Origin of the sequence: Streptomyces thermospinosisporus, assembly GCF_039526425.1 — a bacterium.
Classification (GTDB): Bacteria; Actinomycetota; Actinomycetes; order Streptomycetales; family Streptomycetaceae; genus Streptomyces; species Streptomyces thermocarboxydovorans.
In genome coordinates this window covers 14,635-36,257 of the sequence record NZ_BAAAIZ010000023.1, presented here as the reverse complement: position 1 = coordinate 36,257, position 21,623 = coordinate 14,635, and the positions used below count along the sequence as shown (strand labels likewise).

Genomic DNA, 21,623 nt, shown 5'->3' with positions numbered 1-21,623 from the left:
CCTCTGGCTGGAAGACTGACTGGAAGGGCTATTCGCGTACGGCGATGCCGTCCAGGAGCATCGACAGGTACTGCCGGGCGATCTCCTCGGGGCTGTGCTGTCCACCCGGCCGGTACCAGGAGGCGGCGACCCACACCGTGTCGCGCACGAACCGGTAGGTCAGCCGGACGTCGAGGTCGTCGCGGAAGACACCCTCGGCGACCCCGCGTTCCAGCGTTTCGAGCCAGGTCTTCTCGAATCTGCGCTGCGACTCGGCGAGGAAGGCGAACCGCTCCTGCCCGGCCAGCTGCCTGGACTCCTTCTGGTAGATGGCGACGGCGGCGCGGTGCCGGTCGATCTCCCGGAACGACTCGGTGACCAGGGCCTCCAACGTCTCTCTGGGACCCAGGCCGGCCTTGAGCACGGCGTCGTAGCCGTCCCAGAGCTCGTCGAGGAAAGTGCGCAGGATCTCCTCCAGCATCGACTCCTTGGAGTCGAAGTGGTAGTAGAGGCTGCCCGCGAGCATGCCCGCGTGGTCGGCGATCCTGCGGACGGTGGTGGCTTTGTAGCCCTGCTCGGCGAACACCTCGGCGGCGGTGGCCAGGAGCTCACCGCGCCGCGCGGGAGCCGCGGTCACCTGGGAATTCTTCTTGGTCGGCACACCCTCCATTGTGGTGGCCGCCTAGGGGTGCCTGCTGCTGACGGAGACGGTCTCGCCCGTCATGTAGGAGGAGTAGCCGGAGGCCAGGAACACGATCACATTGGCCACCTCCCACGGCTCGGCGGCCCGCCCGAAGGCCTCCCGCGCGGTGAGCTCCTCCAGCAGTCCGGGCGTCGTCACCCTGGCCAGGTGCGGGTGCAGGGCGAGGCTCGGCGCGACCGCGTTGACCCGCACCCCGTACTCCGCCGCCTCCACCGCGGCGCACCGGGTCAGCGCCATCACCCCCGCCTTGGCGGCGGCGTAGTGGGCCTGGCCGGCCTGGGCGCGCCAGCCCACCACGGAGGCGTTGTTGACGATCACGCCGCCGGAGCCCTCGCGCATCCGGCGCAGGGCCGCGCGGATGCAGCGGAAGGTGCCGTTCAGCGTCACGTCCAGCACCCTGGTCCACTGCTCATCCGTCATGTCGACGAGGTGCGCGGTGCCGCCGAGGCCCGCGTTGTTGACCACGATGTCGAGCCGCCCGTACAGCCGGACGGCGGTGTCGAACAGCGCCCCCACCTGGGTCTCGTCGGTGACGTCGCAGACGGTCGCCGCCACCGCCTCGGGGAAGTCGCGGCCCAGCTCGCGCTCCTGCTCCTTCAGCCGCCGGGCGTGCGCGTCGCTGATCAGCACCCGGGCGCCCTCCTCCAGGAAGCGCCGCGCGGTGGCACCGCCGATGCCGGCGCCCGCGGCGGCTGTGATCACGGCCGTGCGGCCGGTGAGCAGCGCGTGGCCGGGGACGTACGCGGGGCTCTCGACGCCTGTCATACGGGCACGCTAGCCTGCCAAACACTTGTTAGGGAAGGTCTCGTGACGCGGGCACGGAGGTGCCGATGGACCTCGCCTTCACCGATGCCGAGGACGCCTTCCGGGCCGAGGCCCGCAGCTGGCTGCGCGCGCATGTGCCGGACCGCCCGCTGCCCTCGCTGGAGACCGAGGAGGGGTTCGAGGCGCACCGTGCCTGGGAGGCCGAACTGGCCGCCGGCCGCTGGTCGGTGGTGCACTGGCCGGCCGCCTGCGGCGGGCGGGACGCGGACCTGATCCGCTGGCTGATCTTCGAGGAGGAGTACTGGGCGGCGGGCGCGCCGGGCCGGGTCGGCCAGAACGGCATCAGCCTGCTGGCCCCCGCCCTCTTCGACCACGGCACGCCGGAGCAGCGGGCGCGGGTGCTGCCGCCGATGGCGCGAGGCGAGGTGGTCTGGGCCCAGGCCTGGTCGGAACCGGAGGCGGGCTCGGACCTGGCCGCGCTGCGCTCCCGGGCGGTGCGCACCGACGGCGGCTGGCTGCTGCACGGGCACAAGACCTGGTCGTCGCGGGCGGCCTTCGCCGACGCCGCCTTCGGGCTGTTCCGCAGCGATCCGGACGCCGCGCGACCCCATCTGGGCCTCGTGCACCTGATGTTCGGCCTGCGCGCACCGGGGGTGACGGTGCGTCCGATCGCCCGCCTGGACGGCCGGCCGGCCTTCGCGGAGCTGATCCTGGACGGCGTGTTCGTGCCGGACCGGGACGTGATCGGCGCACCGGGCGAGGGCTGGCGGATCGCGATGTCCACCGCGGGCAACGAGCGCGGCCTGATGCTGCGCTCCCCCGGCCGCTATCTCGCCGCCGCGCGGGCCCTGCGGGAGCTGTGGCGCTCGCACGGCAGCCCCTCCTGGGCCCGGCCGCGGGTGGCCGACGCGCTGATCGGCGCCCGCGCCCATCAGCTCGCCGGGTATGCCACCGCCTCCCGGCTCCTGGGCGGGGAGCGGGTGGGCCCCGAGGCCAGCCTGAACAAGGTGTTCTGGTCCGAGTACGACCTCGCCGTGCAGGAGACGGCGCTCGATCTGCTGGGCGCGGGAGGTGAGTTCGCGGACGGCGAGTGGGCCGAGCGGTACGTCTTCGCCCTGGCCGGCCCCGTCTACGCGGGCACCAACGAGATCCAGCGCGACATCATCGCCGAGCGGCTGCTCGGCCTGCCGAAGGGACGCCGCTGATGCGTTTCCTCCCCGACCCGGAGCAACGCGCCTTCGCCGCCTCGCTGGACGCCCTGCTCACCGCGGCCGGCGCCCCGGCGGTGATACGGGACTGGAGCCGCGGCGAGCGGGAGGGCGGCCGCAAGCTGTGGGTCCGCCTCGCGGAGGCGGGGGTGTTCGGGCTCGCGGTGCCGGAGGAGTACGGCGGGCTGGGCCGGCGGCCCGCCGATCTGGCCGTCGCCTTCGTGGAGCTGGGCCGGCATGCGATGCCGGGTCCGCTGGTGGAGACGGTGGTGGCGGCCGTCCTGCTCACCGGACCGGAGCCCGTGGAGCGCCTGTTGCCGGCGCTGCTGACCGGCGAGGCGATGGCGACGGCGGCACCGGAGGGCGAGTACGCCCTGGACGGAGACGCCGCGGCGATCCGCCTCACCTGGTCCGCCGAGGGCCTGCGCCTGGCTCCCGGGCACGGTCCCGTCCGCCCCGGCCTCGACCCGGCGCGCCGGCTCACCCGCCTCTCCCCCGGCGGCGAGCTGCTCACCACCGCGCCGCCGCTGCCCCTGGCCGTCACCTGGGCCCGCCTGGCCACGGCGGCGCAAGCGCTGGGAGTGGGCCTCGCGCTCCTTGACCGGACCGTCGCCTACGTCCGGCAGCGCACCCAGTTCGGTGTGCCGGTGGGTTCCTTCCAGGCGGTCAAGCACCGGCTGGCGGACGCCGCGATCGCGCTGCACTTCGCCCGCCCGCTGGTCCTCGGGGCGGCCCTGACGATGGACCCGGCGGACGTGGCCGCGGCGAAGGCTGCCGCCTGCGAGGCGGCGTACGGCACGGCCCGCACGGCGCTCCAGCTGCACGGCGCGATCGGCTACACGGCGGAGTACGACCTGTCCCTGTGGTTCACCAAGTCCCGCGCCCTGCGCACGGCGTGGGGTACCCCGCAGGAGTGCCGGGCCCTGGTCGCCGACTGCGGCTGACGTGCTCAGGTCGGGTCGCCGACAGCGGCTGACTTTCTCCGGCCGGGTTGCCGACGGCGCTGACTTTCTCCGGCCGAGTCGCCAACGGCGGCTGCCACCCCGGCCGTAGCGCCTCCGGACGTGCGACGGCGCCTGCCCAGTGTCCGGTCGGGGACGGGAGGCAGGCGCCGTCAGTGTTCCGCACGCCTTTGTGCGGGACGTTCATGGAGGTTGTGCGGGTGCCGGCCCGACAGGACCGTCAGACCGCCAGGACCGTCAGACCGCCAGGACCGTCAGACCGCCAGGGCCCGGTCGGTCGGGCGGATCGGCGCCGGCAGGTCGCTGGCCCCGGTCAGGTACCGGTCGCAGGCCCGTGCGGCGGACCGGCCCTCGGCGATCGCCCAGACGATGAGCGACTGGCCGCGGCCCGCGTCACCGGCGACGAACACGCCGGGCACATTGGTCTGGAAGTCGGCGTCGCGGGCGATGTTGCCCCGCTCGTCCAGCTCCAGGCCGAACTGCTCGACCAGGCCGTTCTCCCGGTCCGTGCCGGTGAAGCCCATGGCCAGCGTGACCAGCTGGGCCGGGATCTTGCGCTCGGTGCCCGGCTTCTGCTGGAGCTTGCCGTCGACGAACTCCACCTCGGTCATGTGCAGCCACTGGACGTTGCCGTCCTCGTCGCCCTCGAAGTGGGTGGTGGAGACGGAGTAGACCCGCTCGCCGCCCTCCTCGTGGGCGCTGGTGACCTTGTAGAGCATGGGGAAGGTCGGCCACGGCTGGGTGACCGGGTCCCGCTCGTCGTTCGGGCGGGGCATGATCTCCAGCTGGGTGACGGACGCCGCGCCCTGGCGGTGGGCGGTGCCCACACAGTCGGCGCCGGTGTCACCGCCGCCGATCACCACGACGTGCTTGCCCTCGGCCGAGACCGGCGAGGTGACGTAGTCGCCCTCCTGCACCTTGTTGGCCAGCGGCAGGTACTCCATGGCCTGGTAGATGCCCTTGAGCTCGCGGCCCGGCACCGGCAGGTCCCGCGGGGTGGTGGCACCGACGGCGAGGACCACGGCGTCGTACCGCTTGCGCAGGTCGGTCGCCGGGATGTCCCGGCCGATCTCGATGCCGGTGCGGAACTTGGTGCCCTCCGCCCGCATCTGCTCGATACGCCGGTTGATGTGCCGCTTCTCCATCTTGAACTCGGGGATGCCGTACCGGAGGAGGCCCCCGATGCGGTCCGCGCGCTCGTAGACGGCGACCGTGTGGCCGGCCCGGGTCAGCTGCTGGGCGGCGGCCAGACCGGCCGGGCCGGAGCCGACGACCGCGACGGTCTTGCCGGACAGGCGCTCGGGGATCTGCGGCGCGACGTTGCCGGACTCCCACGCCTTGTCGATGATCGAGACCTCGACGTTCTTGATGGTGACCGGCGGCTGGTTGATGCCGAGCACGCACGCCGACTCGCACGGAGCGGGGCACAGCCGCCCGGTGAACTCCGGGAAGTTGTTGGTGGCGTGCAGCCGCTCGGACGCGGCCTGCCAGTCCTCGCGGTAGGCGTAGTCGTTCCACTCGGGGATGAGGTTCCCGAGCGGGCAGCCGTTGTGACAGAACGGGATGCCGCAGTCCATGCACCGGCTGGCCTGCTTGCTGATGATCGGCAGCAGGGAGCCGGGGACGTAGACCTCGTTCCAGTCCTTGACGCGCTCCTCGACCGGACGGGACTTGGCGACCTCGCGGCCGTGCTTCAGAAAGCCCTTCGGGTCAGCCATTGATCGCCGCCTCCATCATCTTCTCGTGGGTCTCGGACTCGGAGAGACCGGCTCGCTCGGCGGCGTCCTTGGCGGCGAGCACTGCCTTGTACGTCTTGGGGATGATCTTGCTGAAGCGCTCGACCGCCGTGTCCCACTCGGCCAGGAGCTTCTCGGCGACGGTGGATCCGGTCTCCTCCTGGTGACGGCGGACGACGTCGTGCAGCCACTGCTTGTCGGCCTCGTCCAGCGCCTCGACGGCGTCCAGGTTGCCGGCGTTGACGTTGTCCCGGTCGAGGTCGATCACGTACGCGATGCCGCCGGACATGCCGGCCGCGAAGTTGCGCCCGGTCTCGCCGAGGACGACCGCGTGACCGCCGGTCATGTACTCGCAGCCGTGGTCGCCCACGCCCTCGGAGACGACCAGCGCGCCGGAGTTGCGCACGCAGAAGCGTTCGCCGACCTTGCCGCGCAGGAACATCTCGCCGCCGGTGGCGCCGTAGGCGAGGGTATTGCCCGCGATGACGCTGTATTCGGCGAGGTGGTCGGCGCTGCGGTCCGGCCGGACGATGATCCGGCCGCCGGACAGGCCCTTGCCGACGTAGTCGTTGGCGTCGCCCTCCAGGCGCAGCGTGACACCGCGCGGGATGAAGGCGCCGAACGACTGGCCGGCGGAGCCGGTGAAGGTGATGTCGATGGTGTCGTCGGGCAGGCCCGCGCCGCCGAACTTCTTGGTCACCTCGTGGCCGAGCATGGTGCCGACGGTGCGGTTGATGTTGCGGATGGGCACCTGGGCGCGCACCGGCTGGGCCTGCTCGGCACCGGAGGCGGAGAGCGCGTCGGCGGCGAGCTTGATCAGCTCGTTGTCGAGCGCCTTCTCCAGACCGTGGTCCTGCGGGACGACCTGGTGCCGGGCGGCGCCCTCGGGCAGCTCGGGCACGTGGAACAGCGGGGCCAGGTCCAGGCCCTGGGCCTTCCAGTGGTTCACCGCGCGGGTGACGTCGAGGACCTCGGCGTGGCCGACCGCCTCGTCGATGGAGCGGAAGCCCAGCTCGGCGAGGAGCTCGCGGACCTCCTGCGCGATGAACTCGAAGAAGTTCACCACGTACTCGGCCTTGCCGGAGAAGCGGTCGCGCAGCACCGGGTTCTGGGTGGCGATGCCGACCGGGCAGGTGTCCAGGTGGCAGACGCGCATCATCACGCAGCCGGAGACGACCAGCGGCGCGGTCGCGAAGCCGAACTCCTCGGCGCCGAGCAGCGCGGCGACGACCACGTCACGGCCGGTCTTGAGCTGGCCGTCGGTCTGCACCACGATCCGGTCGCGCAGGCCGTTGAGCAGCAGCGTCTGCTGCGTCTCGGCCAGGCCCAGCTCCCAGGGGCCGCCGGCGTGCTTCAGCGAGGTCAGCGGCGAGGCGCCGGTGCCGCCGTCGTGGCCGGAGATCAGCACCACGTCCGCGTGGGCCTTGGAGACGCCCGCGGCGACGGTGCCGACGCCGACCTCGGAGACCAGCTTGACGTGAATGCGCGCCTGGGGGTTGGCGTTCTTCAGGTCGTGGATCAGCTGGGCGAGGTCCTCGATGGAGTAGATGTCGTGGTGCGGCGGCGGGGAGATCAGCCCCACGCCCGGCGTGGAGTGCCGGGTCTTGGCCACCCACGGGTAGACCTTGTGGCCGGGCAGCTGGCCGCCCTCGCCGGGCTTGGCGCCCTGGGCCATCTTGATCTGGATGTCGTCGGAGTTGACCAGGTACTCGCTGGTCACGCCGAAGCGGCCGGAGGCGACCTGCTTGATGGCCGAGCGGCGCTCCGGGTCGTACAGGCGCTCCGGGTCCTCGCCGCCCTCACCGGTGTTGGACTTGCCGCCCAGCCGGTTCATGGCGATGGCGAGGGTCTCGTGCGCCTCCTGGGAGATGGAGCCGTACGACATGGCGCCGGTGGAGAACCGCTTGACGATCTCGGAGACCGGCTCGACCTCCTCGATCGGCACGGGCTTGCGGTCGCTCTTGAAGCCGAAGAGCCCGCGGAGCGTCATCAGCCGCTCGGACTGCTCGTTCACGCGCTCGGTGTACTTCTTGAAGATGTCGTAGCGGCCGGTGCGCGTGGAGTGCTGCAGGCGGAAGACCGTCTCCGGGTCGAACAGGTGCGGCTCGCCCTCGCGGCGCCACTGGTACTCGCCGCCGATCTCCAGGGCGCGGTGCGCCGGGGCGATGCCGGAGGCCGGGTAGGCCTTGGCGTGGCGGGCGGCGACCTCCTTGGCGATGACGTCGATGCCCACGCCGCCGATCTTGGTGGCGGTGCCGTTGAAGTACTTGTCCACGAAGGCCTCGTCGAGACCGACGGCCTCGAAGACCTGGGCGCCGCGGTAGGAGGCGACGGTGGAGATGCCCATCTTGGACATGACCTTCAGCACGCCCTTGCCGAGGGCGTGGATCAGGTTGCGGATGGCCTTCTCCGGCTCGATGCCGGGCAGGAAGGTGCCGGCCCGGACCAGGTCCTCGACGGACTCCATCGCCAGGTACGGGTTGACGGCGGCGGCGCCGTAGCCGATGAGCAGGGCGACGTGGTGGACCTCGCGGACGTCACCGGCCTCGACCAGCAGGCCCACCTGGGTGCGCTGCTTGGTGCGGATGAGGTGGTGGTGGACGGCCGCGGTGAGCAGCAGCGAGGGGATCGGCGCGTGCTCGGCGTCCGAGTGCCGGTCGGACAGCACGATCAGACGGGCGCCGTTCTCGATGGCGGCGTCGGCCTCGGCGCAGATCTCCTCGATGCGCGCGGCGAGCGCCTCGCCGCCGCCGTGCACCCGGTACAGGCCGGAGAGGGTCGCGGCCTTGAAGCCGGGCATGTCGCCGTCGGCGTTGATGTGGATGAGCTTGGCCAGCTCGTCGTTGTCGATGACCGGGAAGGGCAGCACCACGCTGCGACAGGAGGCGGCCGTCGGCTCCAGCAGGTTGCCCTCGGGGCCCAGCGAGCTGCGCAGCGAGGTGACCAGCTCCTCGCGGATCGCGTCCAGCGGCGGGTTGGTGACCTGCGCGAACAGCTGGGTGAAGTAGTCGAACAGCAGCCGCGGGCGCTCGCTGAGCGCGGCGATCGGCGAGTCGGTGCCCATGGAACCGATCGGCTCGGCACCGGTCTTGGCCATCGGCGCCAGGATGACGCGCAGCTCCTCCTCGGTGTAGCCGAAGGTCTGCTGGCGGCGGGTGACCGAGGCGTGGGTGTGCACGATGTGCTCGCGCTCGGGCAGGTCCGACAGCTCGATCTCGCCGGCCTCGAGCCACTCCTGGTACGGGTGCTCGGCGGCCAGCTGGGCCTTGATCTCGTCGTCCTCGATGATGCGGTGCTCGGCGGTGTCGACGAGGAACATCCGGCCGGGCTGCAGGCGGCCCTTGCGGACGACCTTGGCCGGGTCGATGTCGAGGACGCCGACCTCGGAGCCGAGGACGACCAGGCCGTCGTCGGTGACCCAGTAGCGGCCGGGGCGCAGACCGTTGCGGTCGAGCACGGCGCCGACCTGGGTGCCGTCGGTGAAGGTGACGCAGGCCGGGCCGTCCCAGGGCTCCATCATCGTGGAGTGGTACTGGTAGAAGGCGCGCCGGGCCGGGTCCATGGACTCGTGGTTCTCCCACGCCTCCGGGATCATCATCAGCACGGAGTGCGGCAGCGAGCGCCCGCCGAGGTGCAGCAGCTCCAGCACCTCGTCGAAGGACGCGGAGTCGGAGGCGTCGGGCGTGCAGACCGGGAAGATCCGCTCCAGGTCCTTGCCGGTGCCGAACAGGTCGGACATCAGCTGGGACTCGCGGGCGCGCATCCAGTTGCGGTTGCCCTTGACGGTGTTGATCTCACCGTTGTGCGCCACGAACCGGTAGGGGTGCGCCAGCGGCCACGACGGGAAGGTGTTGGTGGAGAACCGGGAGTGGACCAGGGCGATCGCGGTGCCGAAGCGGCGGTCGGACAGGTCCGGGAAGAACGGCTCGAGCTGGCCGGTGGTCAGCATGCCCTTGTAGACGATGGTCCGCGCGGACAGCGAGGGGAAGTAGACGTTCACCTCGCGCTCGGCGCGCTTGCGCAGCACGAAGGCCTTGCGGTCGAGGTCGATGCCCTTGCTCTGTCCGTCGGCGACGAAGAGCTGGCGGAAGACCGGCATGGTGGAGCGGGCGGTGGCGCCGAGCAGGTCGGGCGCGACCGGGACCTCGCGCCAGCCGAGGACGTTCAGGTCCTCCTCGCCGGCGATCGCCTCGATCCGGGCGACGGCCTCGTCGGTGCCCTCGGTGGGCAGGAAGGCGATGCCGACGGCGTAGGCGCCGGCCTCGGGCAGCTCGAATCCGGCCACCTCGCGGAAGAAGGCGTCCGGGACCTGGGAGAGGATGCCGGCACCGTCACCGGAGTCCGGCTCGGAGCCGGTGGCTCCGCGGTGCTCGAGATTGCGCAGGACGGTCAGGGCCTGCTCGACCAGGGTGTGGGACGCCTCGCCGGTGAGGGTGGCGACGAAGCCGACGCCGCAGGCGTCGTGCTCGTTGCGGGGGTCGTACATACCCTGCGCAGCAGGGCGAGCATCCATGAAGGACCAGTTCTGGCCATTCACGGAGTGCTGGGACGGCTGGCGCGGCGTACGCATCGGCTCTCCCGTCGTCGTCATGTGGCATGTGCAGGTGCCGAGGGACGACGTTGGCCCTCTGCGTTGGGATGCGAAATTTCACGCAGGTTACATGATGGACTGGTTCTCGGGAACCGGGATATCCCATTCCAGCATGCGGACACCGCCGGGGGGTCGCGGCAGGGTTGCGCGCCTGGCGGTGGAAGTCGTGGGGACCGAGCGGGACAGATCCATGTCCGCCGGCCCGGGGCGCGGAGAGGGCTTCGTCGCCCGCTCCACGGTCGCACTGCCGGGCCTCATTGCCCGCAGTGCTTACGGCTCATGCCCAGTCGTCACGCGGCCGAAACCAACGAGTAATGAAAATCTATGCGCGCTCTCGCATAGTACCGGGCGCGATCATCCTACGGCCGTTCCGAACAGCGAGCCCAGGGCGTACGTCACACCGGCCGCGGCCCCGCCGAGGGCGAGCTGCCGCAGCCCGCTGAACCACCAGGTCCGCGCCGTCACCTTGGCCACCACGGCACCGCACAGGAACAGTCCGAGCAGCGCCACCGCCACGGCCGGCCAGATGCTGCTCGCGCCGAGCAGATAGGGCAGCACGGGCAGCAGGGCGCCCAGCGCGAAGGAGCCGAAGCTGGACAGGGCGGCGACGGAGGGCGACGGCAGGTCGCCGGGGTCTATGCCCAGCTCCTCGCGGGCGTGGATCTCCAGCGCCTGCTCGGGGTCCTTGGACAGCTGCCGGGCCACCTCGCGGGCCAGCTCGGGCTCGACCCCGCGGGCCTGGTAGAGCGCGGCGAGCTCGGCCTCCTCGTCCTTGGGGTGGCGGTGCAGCTCACGGCGCTCGACGTCCAGCTCGGCCTCGACCAGCTCGCGCTGGGAGGCGACGGAGGTGTACTCGCCGGCGGCCATGGAGAAGGCGCCGGCCGCGAGCCCGGCGAGGCCGCTGAGCACCACGGTCTGCTGGCTCACCGAGCCGCCGGCGACGCCGGTCATCAGGGCGAGGTTGGAGACCAGGCCGTCCATGGCGCCGAACACCGCGGGCCGCAGCCAGCCGCCGTTGACGTCCCGGTGCGTGTGGTTGTCGCGGTGGGCGTCGTGCAGGACGGCTTCGGTCTCGATGATGGCCATACGGTCCCCCAGAGTCGTCGGGTCGCCCCTTTTTTGGACGAGTTCTACTTTTCGACGACCCCCAATCTACGCTTCCGGCGGGCCCGCCGCCAGCAAGGAAAGGCTGGGCTAACCTGCGGTTTTGCCGTTGCGGATCACCGCATGAACTCTCGCACAGCACCTCGACAGCACGCCGGCCGGGTGACGCCGGGCACGGGTGACGTGGCCGCCCGCAGACACACCGAGGGCGCCCGGAGAGTCTCCGGGCGCCCTCGCGCGTGCGTACGGCGGACGGCCGGCGTCAGCGCTTCTTGGCCGACCCCGCCCCGTCCTTGTCGGCGGCCTCGGCCTCGTCCTCCTCCGCGTCCGCGTCCGCGGCAGCGGCAGCGGCAGTGACCTTGCTGTCCTCGCTCTTGCGCAGCGACACCTCGCCGTCGGCGTCCCCGGCGGCCTCCTCGCCCTCGCCCGCGGAGCCCGGGGAGCCGGCGGCGCCGGGTTCCACGACCTCCTCGCGGCCGGGCCGCTTCCTGGCGGACACCACGATGTAGAGCACCGCCAGCAGGAACACCAGGATGGACGTCCAGTTGTTCAGCCGCAGACCGAGGATGTGGTGGGCCTCGTCGACCCGCATGTACTCGATCCAGAACCGGCCCGCGCAGTACGCGGCCACATACAGCGCGAACGCCCGCCCGTGCCCCAGCCGGAACCTGCGGTCGGCCCAGATCACCAGCAGCGCGACGCCGACGCACCACAGCGACTCGTACAGGAACGTCGGGTGGTAGGTGCCGGGCACCCGCCCGTCCGCGGAGGAGGTGATCTCCAGCGCCCACGGCAGATCGGTGGCCCGCCCGTAGAGCTCCTGGTTGAACCAGTTGCCCCAGCGTCCGAGCGCTTGCGCCAGGGCGATGCCCGGCGCGACGGCGTCGGCGTAGGCGGGCAGCGGGATGCCCCGGCGCCGGCAGCCGATCCAGGCGCCCAGCGCGCCGAGCGCGATCGCGCCCCAGATGCCGAGACCGCCCTCCCAGATCTTGAAGGCGTCCACCCAGTTGCGGCCCTCGCTGAAGTACAGCTCGTAGTCCGTGACGACGTGGTAGAGCCTTCCGCCGATCAGGCCGAACGGGACGGCCCAGACAGCGATGTCGGCGACCGTGCCGGCCCGTCCGCCCCGGGCGATCCAGCGCTTGTTGCCGAGCCAGACGGCTACGAAGACGCCGATGATGATGCAGAACGCGTAGCCGCGCAGCGGAACGGGGCCGAGGTACAGCACCCCGCTCGACGGGCTGGGAATGTAGGCAAGTTCCATGGCAAGGTCGACGCTACCGTGCCGGACCCGGCACACGGCAGGCAGCCCGGCTACGGCTCCATAACAGGGCCGGTGCCGCCCTCGCGCATCCAGTGCCTGTCTTTCGGATCTTGCCGCGGGTCGCGGGGTCCGGCACGCGCATCTGCGGCGTTGTCGTCGGTTGCCGACTCCCCCACGCTCGGCTGCGCTCGCGCGGGAGGGACCCCCAACGCGTCGGCGCCCTCCTCCGCCTTGCAGCTGCATGCACCAGACCCCGCTCGGGTCAACTGAAAGGGCACCGTCACCAGAAGCGACAAGATCCGAAAGACGGGCCCTAGCGGTTCGCCTCCTGCACCATCTTCTTCAGCTTCTCCGGGGTCATCGAGCGGTCCTCGTAGATGTTCTTGCCGTCGAACAGCACGGTCGGGGTGCCCGAGAAGCCGCCCTTCTGGAAGGCGTCGTTGGACTTCACGACCCAGCTGTCGTGCTTGCCGTCCTCCACACAGGAGCGGAAGGCGGGCGTGTCGAGGCCGCGCACCTTGCCGGCCAGCTCGATCAGCCTGGCGTTGTCGGAGAAGGCGTCGTCCGTCTCGGGCGGCTGGTTGTCGAAGAGCACGTCGTGGTACGCGGCGAACTTGCCCGCGTCCTGGGCGCAGGCTGCGGCGTTGGCGGCGTTGCGGGAGCCGGTGCCGCCCAGATTGCCGTCGATGAGGGTGACCAGGTGGTACTCGATCTGGAGGTCACCGGACTCGGTCAGCTCGTGGAGGGTGGGGCGGTAGGCCAGTTCGAAGGACTTGCAGGCCGGGCAGCGGAAGTCCTCCCACACCGTGAGCGTGGACTTGGCGCCCTCCTTGCCGACCGGGATGGCGAGCGCGTCCTCGCCGAGGGCGCCCGAGGGCGCCACGACCGGGCCCGCGGAGTCACTGCCGTCGTCCTTGCCGGCGTTGGCGGCGACCACGCCGATCACCGCCGCGAGGCCCAGGACACAGGCCACGCTCGCACCCACGATCAGGGTGCGGCGCCGCTTCTCGGCGGCCTTCTGCTTCTCACGCTCGATCGCCAGCCGCTCCCGGGCGGTGCGCTTTCCGTCACGGTTCTTCTCGCTCACACCCCGCAGAACGAACCGGGGAGGCGCACCGCGCCTCCCCGGCCCCAGGTCCACCCTTACGAGGGACCCGTACGACTGGCTGCGGTTGCCCGCGGCCGACGGCGGCTATCCGGCCTGCGGCGCCCGTCCGCGCACGCCCTCGGCCAGGTCGGCGGCGAGCTCGCGGACCGCGGCGAGGCCGGCGGCCTCGTCGCGGGCGTCCAGCATCCGCTTGACGAAGGCCGAGCCGACGATCACCCCGTCGGCGAAGCCCGCCACCTCGGCGGCCTGGGCCGCGTTGGAGACGCCGAGGCCCACGCAGACCGGCAGGCCGGTGCCGGTGGCCCGGGTGCGCCGCACCAGGTCCTCGGCCTGCGAGCTGACCGACTCACGGGTGCCGGTGACGCCCATCAGGGAGGCCGCGTAGACGAAGCCGCTGCCCGCCGCGGTGATCTCGGCGAGCCGGGCGTCCTTGCTGCTGGGCGCCACCACGAACACGGTCGCCAGGTTGTGCTTCTCGGCGTGCTCCCGCCACAGTGCGGACTCCTGCACCGGCAGGTCGGGCAGGATGCAGCCCGCGCCGCCCGCCTCGGCCAGCTCGGCGGTGAAGCGCTCCACGCCGTAGCGGTCGATGGGGTTCCAGTAGGTCATGACCAGGACCGGCTTGCCGGTGGCGGTGTGCGCCTCGCGCACCGTGCGCATCACGTCGGCGATCTTCACACCGCCGCGCAGCGCGATGTCGTCGGCGGTCTGGATGACCGGCCCGTCGAGCACCGGGTCGCTGTGCGGCAGGCCCACCTCGACCACGTCGGCGCCGCTGTCCAGGACGGCCTTGACCGCCTCGATGCCGCCGTCCACGGTCGGGAAGCCGGCCGGGAGGTAGGCGATGAGGGCGGCGCGGCCCTCGCTCTTGGCCGCCGCGAGGGTGTCGGCCAGCAGCTGCAGGTTCCCGCTCACTTGGCGTCCTCCTCGATCTCGGCGGTGCCGGAGGCGTCCTCGGCGACCTCCGCGTCGGTGTCGTACAGGCCGAAGTAGCGGGCGGCGGTGTCCATGTCCTTGTCGCCGCGGCCGGAGAGGTTGACCACGATCAGCCCGTCCCTGCCCAGCTCCTTGCCGACCTCCAGGGCGCCGGCCAGCGCGTGGGCGCTCTCGATGGCCGGGATGATGCCCTCGGTGCGCGACAGCAGCCGCAGGGCCTGCATCGCGGCGTCGTCGGTGACCGCGCGGTACTCGCCGCGGCCGGTGTCCTTGAGGTAGGCGTGCTCGGGGCCGATGCCGGGGTAGTCCAGGCCGGCCGAGATGGAGTAGGGCTCGGTGATCTGGCCCTCGTCGTCCTGGAGGACGTAGGAGCGCGAGCCGTGCAGGATGCCGGGCTCGCCGGCGGTCAGGGTGGCCGCGTGCTCCCCGGTCTCGATGCCGTGGCCCGCGGGCTCGCAGCCGATCAGGCGCACCTGGGTGTCGGGGACGAAGGCGTGGAAGAGGCCGATGGCGTTGGAGCCGCCGCCGACGCAGGCGATCGCGGCGTCGGGCAGGCGCCCGGTGCGCTCCAGCAGCTGGCGGCGGGCCTCGACGCCGATGACGCGGTGGAAGTCGCGGACCATCGCCGGGAAGGGGTGGGGGCCGGCGACGGTGCCGAAGAGGTAGTGGGTGTGGTCGACGTTGGCGACCCAGTCGCGGAACGCCTCGTTGATGGCGTCCTTCAGGGTGCGGCTGCCGGACTTCACGGCCACCACCTCGGCGCCGAGCATGCGCATCCGGGCCACGTTGAGGGCCTGGCGTCTGGTGTCGATCTCGCCCATGTAGATGGTGCAGTCGAGGCCGAACAGGGCGCAGGCGGTGGCGGTGGCGACGCCGTGCTGGCCGGCGCCGGTCTCGGCGATGACCCGGGTCTTGCCCATGCGCTTGGTGAGCAGGGCCTGGCCGAGCACGTTGTTGATCTTGTGGCTGCCGGTGTGGTTCAGGTCCTCGCGCTTGAGGAAGACGCGGGCGCCCCCGGCGTGCTCGGCGAACCGGGGCACCTCGGTGAGGGCGCTGGGGCGGCCGGTGTAGTTGACCAGGAGGTCGTCGAGTTCCCGGGCGAACTCCGGGTCCTGCTTTGCCTTGTCGTACTCGACGGCGACCTCGTCGACCGCGGCGACCAGGGCCTCGGGGATGAACTTGCCGCCGAACGCGCCGAAGTAGCCCTCGGGTGAGGGGACCTGGCCCTCCGGGTCGGGGATGAAGAAGTTGCTGGGCATGCGAAACCTCACGGTGAGTGCGTGACAGAACACTAAGCGCCGTGGGGGCGGGGCGGGGGCGGTCGGCCGACCGCCGATGCGTCAGAAAGTGCTCGCGAGGAAACCCCGCGCCCCTCGGGCGGGCCGCTGCCATCGCATGCCGTTGACCTGCCCCGGTTCGTCGCCGATCACATAGCGGACCCGGCGGCCGTGCACCCGGCGGGCGGGCGCGCGGCAGCCACGGGGCCGGCAGCCGCGCGCGAGGCGGGCGTACGGGTCCCTGGTCGCCAGGGTGATCGGAAGGGACATCGGGGCAAGCCTAGCGGGGGGTCAGCGGCCGTGACGGAGTGCGGGGTGCTCGCCCGCGGCAACCAGGTCGGCGACGGCCGTCTTGGGGTCCTTGCCGGTGACCAGGGACTCGCCGACGAGCACCGCGTCGGCGCCCGCGTTGGCATAGGCGATCAGGTCGTGCGGGCCGCGCACACCGGACTCGGCGACCTTGACGAGGTGCGCCGGGATCTCGGGGGCCACCCGCTCGAAGGTGCCGCGGTCGACCTCGAGGGTCTTGAGGTTGCGGGCGTTGACACCGATGACCTTGGCGCCCGCGTCCACGGCGCGCTCGACCTCCTCCTCGTCGTGCACCTCGACGAGCGGGGTGAGGCCGATGGACTCGGCGCGCTCGATGAGGGACTCCAGGGCGGGCTGCTCGAGGGCGGCCACGATCAGCAGGGCGAGGTCGGCGCCGTAGGCGCGCGCCTCCCAGAGCTGGTAGGAGGTGACGATGAAGTCCTTGCGCAGCACGGGGATGTCCACGCGTGCGCGCACCGCCTCCAGGTCGGCCAGCGAGCCGCCGAAGCGGCGCTGCTCGGTGAGGACGGAGATGACGGCGGCGCCGCCCGCCTCGTAGTCGGCGGCGAGCCCGGCCGGGTCGGCGATCGCGGCCAGCGCGCCCTTGGACGGGCTGGAGCGCTTGACCTCGCAGATGACCTTGACGCCCTCGCCGCGCAGGGCGGCCACGCCGTCCTTGGCCGCCGGGGCCTTCGCCGCACGTTCCTTGAGCTCGTCGAGGCTGACGCGCGCCTGCCGCTCCGCGAGGTCGGCACGGACTCCGTCGATGATCTCGTCGAGCACACTCACGCGAGCGGCCCCCTTCCAGAAGGTCGGGCTTCGGTCGGTTCGTCGGACAAAAACCGATGGTCACTGCGATGGTATCCGCAGCGGGCAGCCGGCCCCGCATCCGGTCGGCCCGGGTCCCACCAGCTGGACGGAAGGGCGCCGGTCAGGGGTGCAGCCAGCCGCCGAACGGCAGGTTGCGGACGACCGTGAAGACCAGCAGCAACGCGCCGAGGGACCACATCAGCAGCGGCGGCGGGTCGAGCCGGAAGGGCCGGTCCCGCAGGACGCGGACCACCCAGACGGTCCACAGCACGGCGAAGGCCGCGTAGCCGAGGACGGCGGGGGCGTTGGCCTGCAGGGCGGCCGGCAGATCGCCGTGGGCGACGGCGTGGGCGCTGCGCAGGCCGCCGCAGCCGGGGCAGTACAGGCCGGTGAGCCGCAGCAGCGGGCAGGCCGGGTAGTGGCCGGGCTCGTTGGGGTCGACGGCCGCCACATGGGCGAAGGCCCCGGCGACGGCCGCGAGGACACCGGCGGGGACGGCGAGCCGGGCGGCCCTGGTTCGGCGGGGCGTGGCGGGCGGGCTGCTGGCGGCGTTCACCCGTGCATTGTGCCCGCCCCGGCCGGGGCGCGCCCGCCGCATGCGTCAGGGGCGGTCCCGGCACCGTGTGTGTGCCGGCCGCCCCTGTCCTGGGCGGACACTTGCCGGGGTGCCGCCCGGTTGTTCCCCGATGCCGCCCGGTGCGGTCAGCTCTCGGCGCCGGCCTCGGCGCGGTCGCCGGTGGTCTGGTGCACGGGGTGGGCGTGCTTCGGCTGGCCCAGACCCATCGAGCGCATGATGGCGCCGACGACGCCGCCGAGGAGCACGATGCCCATGCCGGCCCAGAAGCCCACCGGTTGAGCCATCACCATGAACGCGCCCGCGACGCAGAAACCGATGAAGGCGATGATGACACCGGTCCAGGCGGCCGGGGTGTGACCGTGGCTGCTGCCCGCCATTGCTTGCTCCTCGTTGCTGTGTGCGTGTCTGAGCAGGACGCTCGGCCTCATTGTCCCGCACGCGCACGCGTGCCGTACTCGGGGGTGCACTCCGCGCGGGTCGCGGTCAGGCTCCGGTGGGATCCTCGCCCCTGTCCAGCGCCTTCCACATCTCCTCGGGGCGGTCCGGGTCGGCGGGGGCGGCCCGGCGGCGGGGGCGCGGCGTGCCGCCGCCGCGCTCGTAGCGGCCGGACATGGCGGGCCACAGGCGGCCGTAGCGCAGCGCCAGGAGTCCGGCGAGCAGCAGCAGCACTCCGCCGACGGCGGCGACGTAGGGCCAGGCCGTGTGGCTGAGCACCTCGACGGTGGCGGAGGTGTCGCCGGAGGCCTGTGCGGCCTTCTCGTCGAGGGCGGAGCTGTCGGAGGCGCCGAGCAGCGCCGCGACCACGGTGCCCGCCCCGCACAGGGCGAGCAGCGCGGCGACGGTGACGCGCCCGGCCCGGCGGACGGCGAAGACGGCGACCAGCGCGGCGAGGCCGACCACGGCCAGGGCGGCGGGGACGCCGGTGACGTCGCTGCCCTTGGCGGTCAGCGGGAACGCGCCGCCGGCCACCGTCGCGGTGCCCTCGGACCACTGCTGCCGGGTGGCGAGCAGGGCGACGGCCGCGCCCAGGGCGCCGCTGAGCAGGGCGGCGGCGAGGCTGATCCGCCCCGCGCGGGCGGGTCCTGCGGCTTCGGAACGGGGGTGAGGTACGGCAGTCACGTCCTCCACTATCGCCCGGACCGGGCGCGGACCGTCATCCGGGGGGCGTCTCAGGCCGTGGCCAGCCGGTTCGCGGTGTGCACGGCCCGCAGCACCGCCGCCGCCTTGTTGCGGCACTCGGTGTCCTCGGCGACCGGGTCGGAGTCGGCGACGATCCCGGCGCCGGCCTGCACATAGGCGGTGCCGTCGCGCAGCAGCGCGGTGCGGATGGCGATGGCGGTGTCGGAGTCGCCGGCGAAGTCGAGGTAGCCGACGCAGCCGCCGTACAGGCCGCGCCGGGACGGCTCCAGCTCGTCGATGATCTGCATGGCGCGCGGCTTGGGGGCGCCGGAGAGCGTGCCGGCCGGGAAGCAGGCGGTGAGCACGTCGAAGGCGGTGCGGTCGGCGGCGACCCGCCCGGTGACCGTCGAGACGATGTGCATGACGTGCGAGTAGCGCTCGATGGACATGAAGTCGACCACCTCGACCGAGCCGGGCTCGCAGACCCGTCCGAGGTCGTTGCGGCCGAGGTCGACGAGCATCAGGTGCTCGGCGCGCTCCTTGGGGTCGGCGAGCAGCTCCTCGGCGAGGGCCTGGTCCTCCTGCGGGGTGGTGCCGCGGTGCCGGGTGCCGGCGATGGGGTGCACCATGGCCTGCCCGTCCTCGACCTTCACCAGCGCCTCGGGGGAGGAGCCGACCACGTCGAAGCCGTCGAACCGGAACAGGTACATGTACGGGGACGGGTTGGTGGCCCGCAGCACCCGGTAGACGTCGAGCGCGGTGGCCGTGCAGGAGGTCTCGAACCGCTGGGAGGGGACGACCTGGAAGGCCTCTCCGGCGCGGATGCGCTCCTTGATGTCCTCGACGGCCGCCTGGAAGTCGGGGCCGCCCCACAGGGCGGTGTACTCGGGCAGTTCGGAAGGCGGCAGCACGGCCGGGGGCTGGGCGACCGCGCGGGTGAGGTCGGCCTGCATGGCGTCGAGGCGGGCCACGGCATCGGCGTAGGCCTCGTCGACCCCCGTCTCCAGGTCGTTGTGGTTGATCGCGTTGGCGATCAGCCAGACGGCGCCCTCCCAGTGGTCCATCACGGCGAGGTCGCTGGTGAGCAGCATGGTCAGCTCGGGCAGTTTCAGGTCGTCGCGCTCGCCGGGGCCGATCTTCTCCAGGCGGCGCACGATGTCGTAGCCGAGGTAGCCGACCATGCCGCCGGTGAAGGGCGGCAGGCCCAGGTCGTGGGCGAGGTCGCGGGGGGTGTGCAGGGCTTCGAGGGTGGCGCGCAGCGCGGCCAGCGGGTCGCCGCCGGTGGGGACGCCGACGGGCGGCGCGCCCAGCCAGTGGGCCTGCCCGTCGCGCTCGGTGAGGGTGGCGGCCGACCGTACGCCGACGAAGGAGTAGCGGGACCAGGAGCGTCCTCCCCCAGTGCTGAACGCCTGGGAGGTACCCCCATCCGCGGACTCCAGCAGGAAGGTGCCGGGGCGCTCGGCGGCGAGCTTGCGGTAGAGCGCCACCGGTGTGTCGCCGTCGGCGAGGAGCTTGCGGGTGACCGGGATGACGCGGCGGTCGGTGGCCAGCTTGCGGAACGTCTCGAGGTCCATGACGGCTGACCTTACTGACCGTCGCCGGGGACGCCGTGATCGCCGTCCTTCAGCAGCACGTCGGCGTCGAAGCAGGTGCGGGCGCCGGTGTGGCAGGCGGCGCCGACCTGGTCGACCTTGACCAGCACCGTGTCGGCGTCGCAGTCCAGGGCGACGGACTTCACGTGCTGGACGTGCCCGGAGGTGTCGCCCTTGACCCAGTACTCCTGGCGGCTGCGCGACCAGTAGGTGCAGCGGCCGGTGGTGAGCGTACGGTGCAGCGCCTCGTCGTCCATCCAGCCGAGCATCAGCACCTCCCCGGTGTCGTACTGCTGGGCGATGGCGGGCAGGAGGCCGTCGGGGCTGCGCTTGAGCCGCGCGGCGATCTCCGGGTCGAGGCCGCCGGGTGGAGCGCTGTGGCGCGATGCGCCTCCCTGAGGGGCGGTGGCCGGGCGACGGGGGGGCGTGCTGGTCATGCGGTCCATTGTGCCGCGCCGGGCCCTCCCGCCCGGACGGCGTCCACTGTCCGGACCGGTGGGGCGGCCGTAGGCTGGCAGGCATGTCGACCCATGCGAAGCGTGAACGACTTCTCCTGGCCGATCTGCTGGAGACCGCGGGCCCCGACGCCCCGACCCTGTGCGAGGGCTGGACAACCCGGGACCTGGCCGCGCACGTGGTGGTGCGCGAGCGCCGCCCCGACGCCGCCGGCGGCATCCTGATCAAGCAGCTGGCGCCGCGACTGGAACGGGTCATGGCGGAGTTCGCCGACAAGCCGTACGCGGAGCTGATCCAGCTGATCCGGACCGGCCCGCCGCGCTTCTCGCCGTTCTCCCTGAAACAGGTCGACGAGCTGTCCAACATCGTGGAGTTCTACGTCCACACCGAGGACGTCCGCCGCGCCCAGCCCGACTGGACCCCGCGGGAGCTGGACCCGGTGTTCCAGGACGCGCTGTGGTCGCGGCTGGAGCGCACGGCCCGGCTGATGGGCCGGGGCGTGCCGACGGGTCTGGTGCTGCGCCGCCCGGACGGTCAGACGGCGGTGGCCCGCCGCGGCACCCCGGTGGTCACGGTGACCGGGGAGCCCTCGGAGCTGGTGCTGTTCGCCTACGGCCGGCAGAACGCGGCCAGGGTCGAGCTGGAGGGCGACAAGGACGCGATCGCCAAGCTGCAGGAGACCAAGCAGCTCGGGATCTGATCGCCGCACCACCCGAAAGGCCCGTCATGATCAAGCTCGCCATGACCAGCGTCTACGTGGACGATGTGGCGAAGGCGCACGCCTTCTACACCGATGTCCTGGGGTTCGAGACCCGCAGGCGCCGGGACCTGGGCGACGGCGCGCTGCTGGTCACGGTGGGCGCGCGGGACGGGGCGCAGCCAGATCTGGAGCTGCTGCTCGAACCCGGTCAGGGGCCGATCGCCGAGCCGTACCGCCGGGCGGTGCGCGAGGCGGGGCTGCCCGCGGTCGTCCTCTCGGTGGACGACCTCCGCGCGGAGTACGAACGGCTGCGCGGGGAGGGCGTCCACTTCGTGGAGGATCCGCAGGAGCGGGGCCGGGTGCTCACGGCCGTCGCGGACGACACGGTGGGCAATCTGATCCAGCTGATCCAGCCGCTCGGCTGAAC

Annotated in this window: 20 protein-coding genes; 4 read left to right on the top strand and 16 right to left on the bottom strand. The window is 72.3% G+C overall.

Translation table 11 applies throughout. The features are described 5' to 3' along the window. Positions 1-28: 28 nt before the first annotated feature. Both ABD207_RS09955 and ABD207_RS09950 read right to left on the bottom strand, forming a co-directional pair. On the bottom strand, positions 29-640 hold the full coding sequence (locus ABD207_RS09955; protein ID WP_344011707.1) for a TetR/AcrR family transcriptional regulator: 612 nt from the start codon (positions 638-640) through the stop codon (positions 29-31). A gap of 21 nt (positions 641-661) precedes the next feature. Continuing rightward, positions 662-1,447 carry an SDR family oxidoreductase gene (locus ABD207_RS09950; protein WP_344011706.1) on the bottom strand — a complete coding sequence of 262 codons (786 nt, stop codon included), beginning with the start codon at positions 1,445-1,447 and terminating at the stop codon, positions 662-664. A 65-nt stretch (positions 1,448-1,512) separates the two neighbouring features. Here ABD207_RS09950 and ABD207_RS09945 point away from each other — a divergent pair, with 65 nt between their 5' ends. Further along, positions 1,513-2,652, top strand: a complete 1,140-nt coding sequence (locus ABD207_RS09945) for an acyl-CoA dehydrogenase family protein (protein WP_344011704.1) — start codon at positions 1,513-1,515, stop codon at positions 2,650-2,652. Next, positions 2,652-3,599, top strand: a complete 948-nt coding sequence (locus tag ABD207_RS09940) for an acyl-CoA dehydrogenase family protein (RefSeq protein WP_344011702.1) — start codon at positions 2,652-2,654, stop codon at positions 3,597-3,599. The genes ABD207_RS09945 and ABD207_RS09940 overlap by 1 nt, the downstream gene beginning before the upstream one ends. Positions 3,600-3,871: 272 nt before the next feature. Here the strand turns inward: ABD207_RS09940 and ABD207_RS09935 are convergent, their stop codons facing one another. From ABD207_RS09935 to hisI, 14 genes are all read right to left on the bottom strand, one after another. After that, positions 3,872-5,335 (bottom strand): glutamate synthase subunit beta, encoded by a 1,464-nt coding sequence (locus ABD207_RS09935; RefSeq protein ID WP_344011700.1) that lies wholly within the window; start codon positions 5,333-5,335, stop codon positions 3,872-3,874. Then, positions 5,328-9,923 carry a glutamate synthase large subunit gene (gene gltB / locus ABD207_RS09930; RefSeq protein ID WP_344011755.1) on the bottom strand — a complete coding sequence of 1,532 codons (4,596 nt, stop codon included), beginning with the start codon at positions 9,921-9,923 and terminating at the stop codon, positions 5,328-5,330. Before gltB ends, ABD207_RS09935 begins: the two co-directional genes overlap by 8 nt. 375 nt (positions 9,924-10,298) lie before the next feature. Beyond that, complete coding sequence (locus ABD207_RS09925; RefSeq protein WP_344011698.1) at positions 10,299-11,030, bottom strand: VIT1/CCC1 transporter family protein; 732 nt, start codon at positions 11,028-11,030, stop codon at positions 10,299-10,301. 280 nt (positions 11,031-11,310) lie between these two features. Continuing rightward, complete coding sequence (gene lgt / locus ABD207_RS09920; protein ID WP_344011697.1) at positions 11,311-12,312, bottom strand: prolipoprotein diacylglyceryl transferase; 1,002 nt, start codon at positions 12,310-12,312, stop codon at positions 11,311-11,313. 313 nt (positions 12,313-12,625) lie between these two features. Further along, positions 12,626-13,399 (bottom strand): DsbA family protein, encoded by a 774-nt coding sequence (locus ABD207_RS09915; protein ID WP_344011695.1) that lies wholly within the window; start codon positions 13,397-13,399, stop codon positions 12,626-12,628. A 105-nt stretch (positions 13,400-13,504) separates the two neighbouring features. Further along, the gene (gene trpA, locus ABD207_RS09910; protein ID WP_344011693.1) at positions 13,505-14,335 is read right to left on the bottom strand and encodes a tryptophan synthase subunit alpha; all 831 of its coding nucleotides are present in this window, start codon (positions 14,333-14,335) and stop codon (positions 13,505-13,507) included. Continuing rightward, the gene (gene trpB, locus ABD207_RS09905; protein ID WP_344011691.1) at positions 14,332-15,615 is read right to left on the bottom strand and encodes a tryptophan synthase subunit beta; all 1,284 of its coding nucleotides are present in this window, start codon (positions 15,613-15,615) and stop codon (positions 14,332-14,334) included. Before trpB ends, trpA begins: the two co-directional genes overlap by 4 nt. 81 nt (positions 15,616-15,696) lie before the next feature. Further along, positions 15,697-15,903, bottom strand: coding sequence for a tryptophan biosynthesis modulator TrpM (gene trpM, locus ABD207_RS09900; RefSeq protein WP_344011689.1), 207 nt, complete (start codon positions 15,901-15,903; stop codon positions 15,697-15,699). A gap of 21 nt (positions 15,904-15,924) precedes the next feature. Beyond that, positions 15,925-16,731 (bottom strand): indole-3-glycerol phosphate synthase TrpC, encoded by an 807-nt coding sequence (trpC, locus tag ABD207_RS09895; RefSeq protein ID WP_344011687.1) that lies wholly within the window; start codon positions 16,729-16,731, stop codon positions 15,925-15,927. 142 nt (positions 16,732-16,873) lie between these two features. Next, positions 16,874-17,350: a DUF2752 domain-containing protein gene (locus ABD207_RS09890; protein WP_425580666.1), complete on the bottom strand. Its 477-nt coding sequence runs from the start codon at positions 17,348-17,350 to the stop codon at positions 16,874-16,876. A gap of 104 nt (positions 17,351-17,454) precedes the next feature. Continuing rightward, positions 17,455-17,706, bottom strand: a complete 252-nt coding sequence (locus tag ABD207_RS09885; protein ID WP_344011683.1) for an HGxxPAAW family protein — start codon at positions 17,704-17,706, stop codon at positions 17,455-17,457. Between the two features lie 106 nt (positions 17,707-17,812). Beyond that, the gene (locus tag ABD207_RS09880; RefSeq protein ID WP_344011681.1) at positions 17,813-18,457 is read right to left on the bottom strand and encodes a TIGR02234 family membrane protein; all 645 of its coding nucleotides are present in this window, start codon (positions 18,455-18,457) and stop codon (positions 17,813-17,815) included. A gap of 41 nt (positions 18,458-18,498) precedes the next feature. Continuing rightward, positions 18,499-20,022 (bottom strand): anthranilate synthase component I, encoded by a 1,524-nt coding sequence (locus tag ABD207_RS09875; RefSeq protein ID WP_344011680.1) that lies wholly within the window; start codon positions 20,020-20,022, stop codon positions 18,499-18,501. An 11-nt stretch (positions 20,023-20,033) separates the two neighbouring features. Beyond that, positions 20,034-20,477, bottom strand: coding sequence for a phosphoribosyl-AMP cyclohydrolase (gene hisI / locus ABD207_RS09870; protein ID WP_344011679.1), 444 nt, complete (start codon positions 20,475-20,477; stop codon positions 20,034-20,036). A gap of 83 nt (positions 20,478-20,560) precedes the next feature. Between hisI and ABD207_RS09865 the strand changes: the two genes are divergently transcribed. Both ABD207_RS09865 and ABD207_RS09860 read left to right on the top strand, forming a co-directional pair. Then, positions 20,561-21,196 (top strand): TIGR03085 family metal-binding protein, encoded by a 636-nt coding sequence (locus ABD207_RS09865; protein ID WP_344011677.1) that lies wholly within the window; start codon positions 20,561-20,563, stop codon positions 21,194-21,196. Positions 21,197-21,222: 26 nt separating this feature from the next. Beyond that, positions 21,223-21,621 carry a VOC family protein gene (locus ABD207_RS09860; RefSeq protein ID WP_344011675.1) on the top strand — a complete coding sequence of 133 codons (399 nt, stop codon included), beginning with the start codon at positions 21,223-21,225 and terminating at the stop codon, positions 21,619-21,621. The last annotated feature ends 2 nt before the right edge of the window (positions 21,622-21,623 follow it).

What these genes read in the sequence shown, in the direction of transcription:
- ABD207_RS09950 (WP_344011706.1), bottom strand. Translation starts at nt 1,447, where the DNA reads ATGACAGGCGTCGAGAGCCCCGCGTACGTCCCCGGCCACGCGCTGCTC.
- ABD207_RS09945 (WP_344011704.1), top strand. Translation starts at nt 1,513, where the DNA reads ATGGACCTCGCCTTCACCGATGCCGAGGACGCCTTCCGGGCCGAGGCC.
- ABD207_RS09940 (WP_344011702.1), top strand. Translation starts at nt 2,652, where the DNA reads ATGCGTTTCCTCCCCGACCCGGAGCAACGCGCCTTCGCCGCCTCGCTG.
- ABD207_RS09935 (WP_344011700.1), bottom strand. Translation starts at nt 5,335, where the DNA reads ATGGCTGACCCGAAGGGCTTTCTGAAGCACGGCCGCGAGGTCGCCAAG.
- gltB (WP_344011755.1), bottom strand. Translation starts at nt 9,923, where the DNA reads ATGCGTACGCCGCGCCAGCCGTCCCAGCACTCCGTGAATGGCCAGAAC.
- ABD207_RS09925 (WP_344011698.1), bottom strand. Translation starts at nt 11,030, where the DNA reads ATGGCCATCATCGAGACCGAAGCCGTCCTGCACGACGCCCACCGCGAC.
- lgt (WP_344011697.1), bottom strand. Translation starts at nt 12,312, where the DNA reads ATGGAACTTGCCTACATTCCCAGCCCGTCGAGCGGGGTGCTGTACCTC.
- trpB (WP_344011691.1), bottom strand. Translation starts at nt 15,615, where the DNA reads ATGCCCAGCAACTTCTTCATCCCCGACCCGGAGGGCCAGGTCCCCTCA.
- trpM (WP_344011689.1), bottom strand. Translation starts at nt 15,903, where the DNA reads ATGTCCCTTCCGATCACCCTGGCGACCAGGGACCCGTACGCCCGCCTC.
- ABD207_RS09890 (WP_425580666.1), bottom strand. Translation starts at nt 17,350, where the DNA reads ATGCGGCGGGCGCGCCCCGGCCGGGGCGGGCACAATGCACGGGTGAAC.
- ABD207_RS09885 (WP_344011683.1), bottom strand. Translation starts at nt 17,706, where the DNA reads ATGGCGGGCAGCAGCCACGGTCACACCCCGGCCGCCTGGACCGGTGTC.
- ABD207_RS09875 (WP_344011680.1), bottom strand. Translation starts at nt 20,022, where the DNA reads ATGGACCTCGAGACGTTCCGCAAGCTGGCCACCGACCGCCGCGTCATC.
- hisI (WP_344011679.1), bottom strand. Translation starts at nt 20,477, where the DNA reads ATGACCAGCACGCCCCCCCGTCGCCCGGCCACCGCCCCTCAGGGAGGC.
- ABD207_RS09865 (WP_344011677.1), top strand. Translation starts at nt 20,561, where the DNA reads ATGTCGACCCATGCGAAGCGTGAACGACTTCTCCTGGCCGATCTGCTG.
- ABD207_RS09860 (WP_344011675.1), top strand. Translation starts at nt 21,223, where the DNA reads ATGATCAAGCTCGCCATGACCAGCGTCTACGTGGACGATGTGGCGAAG.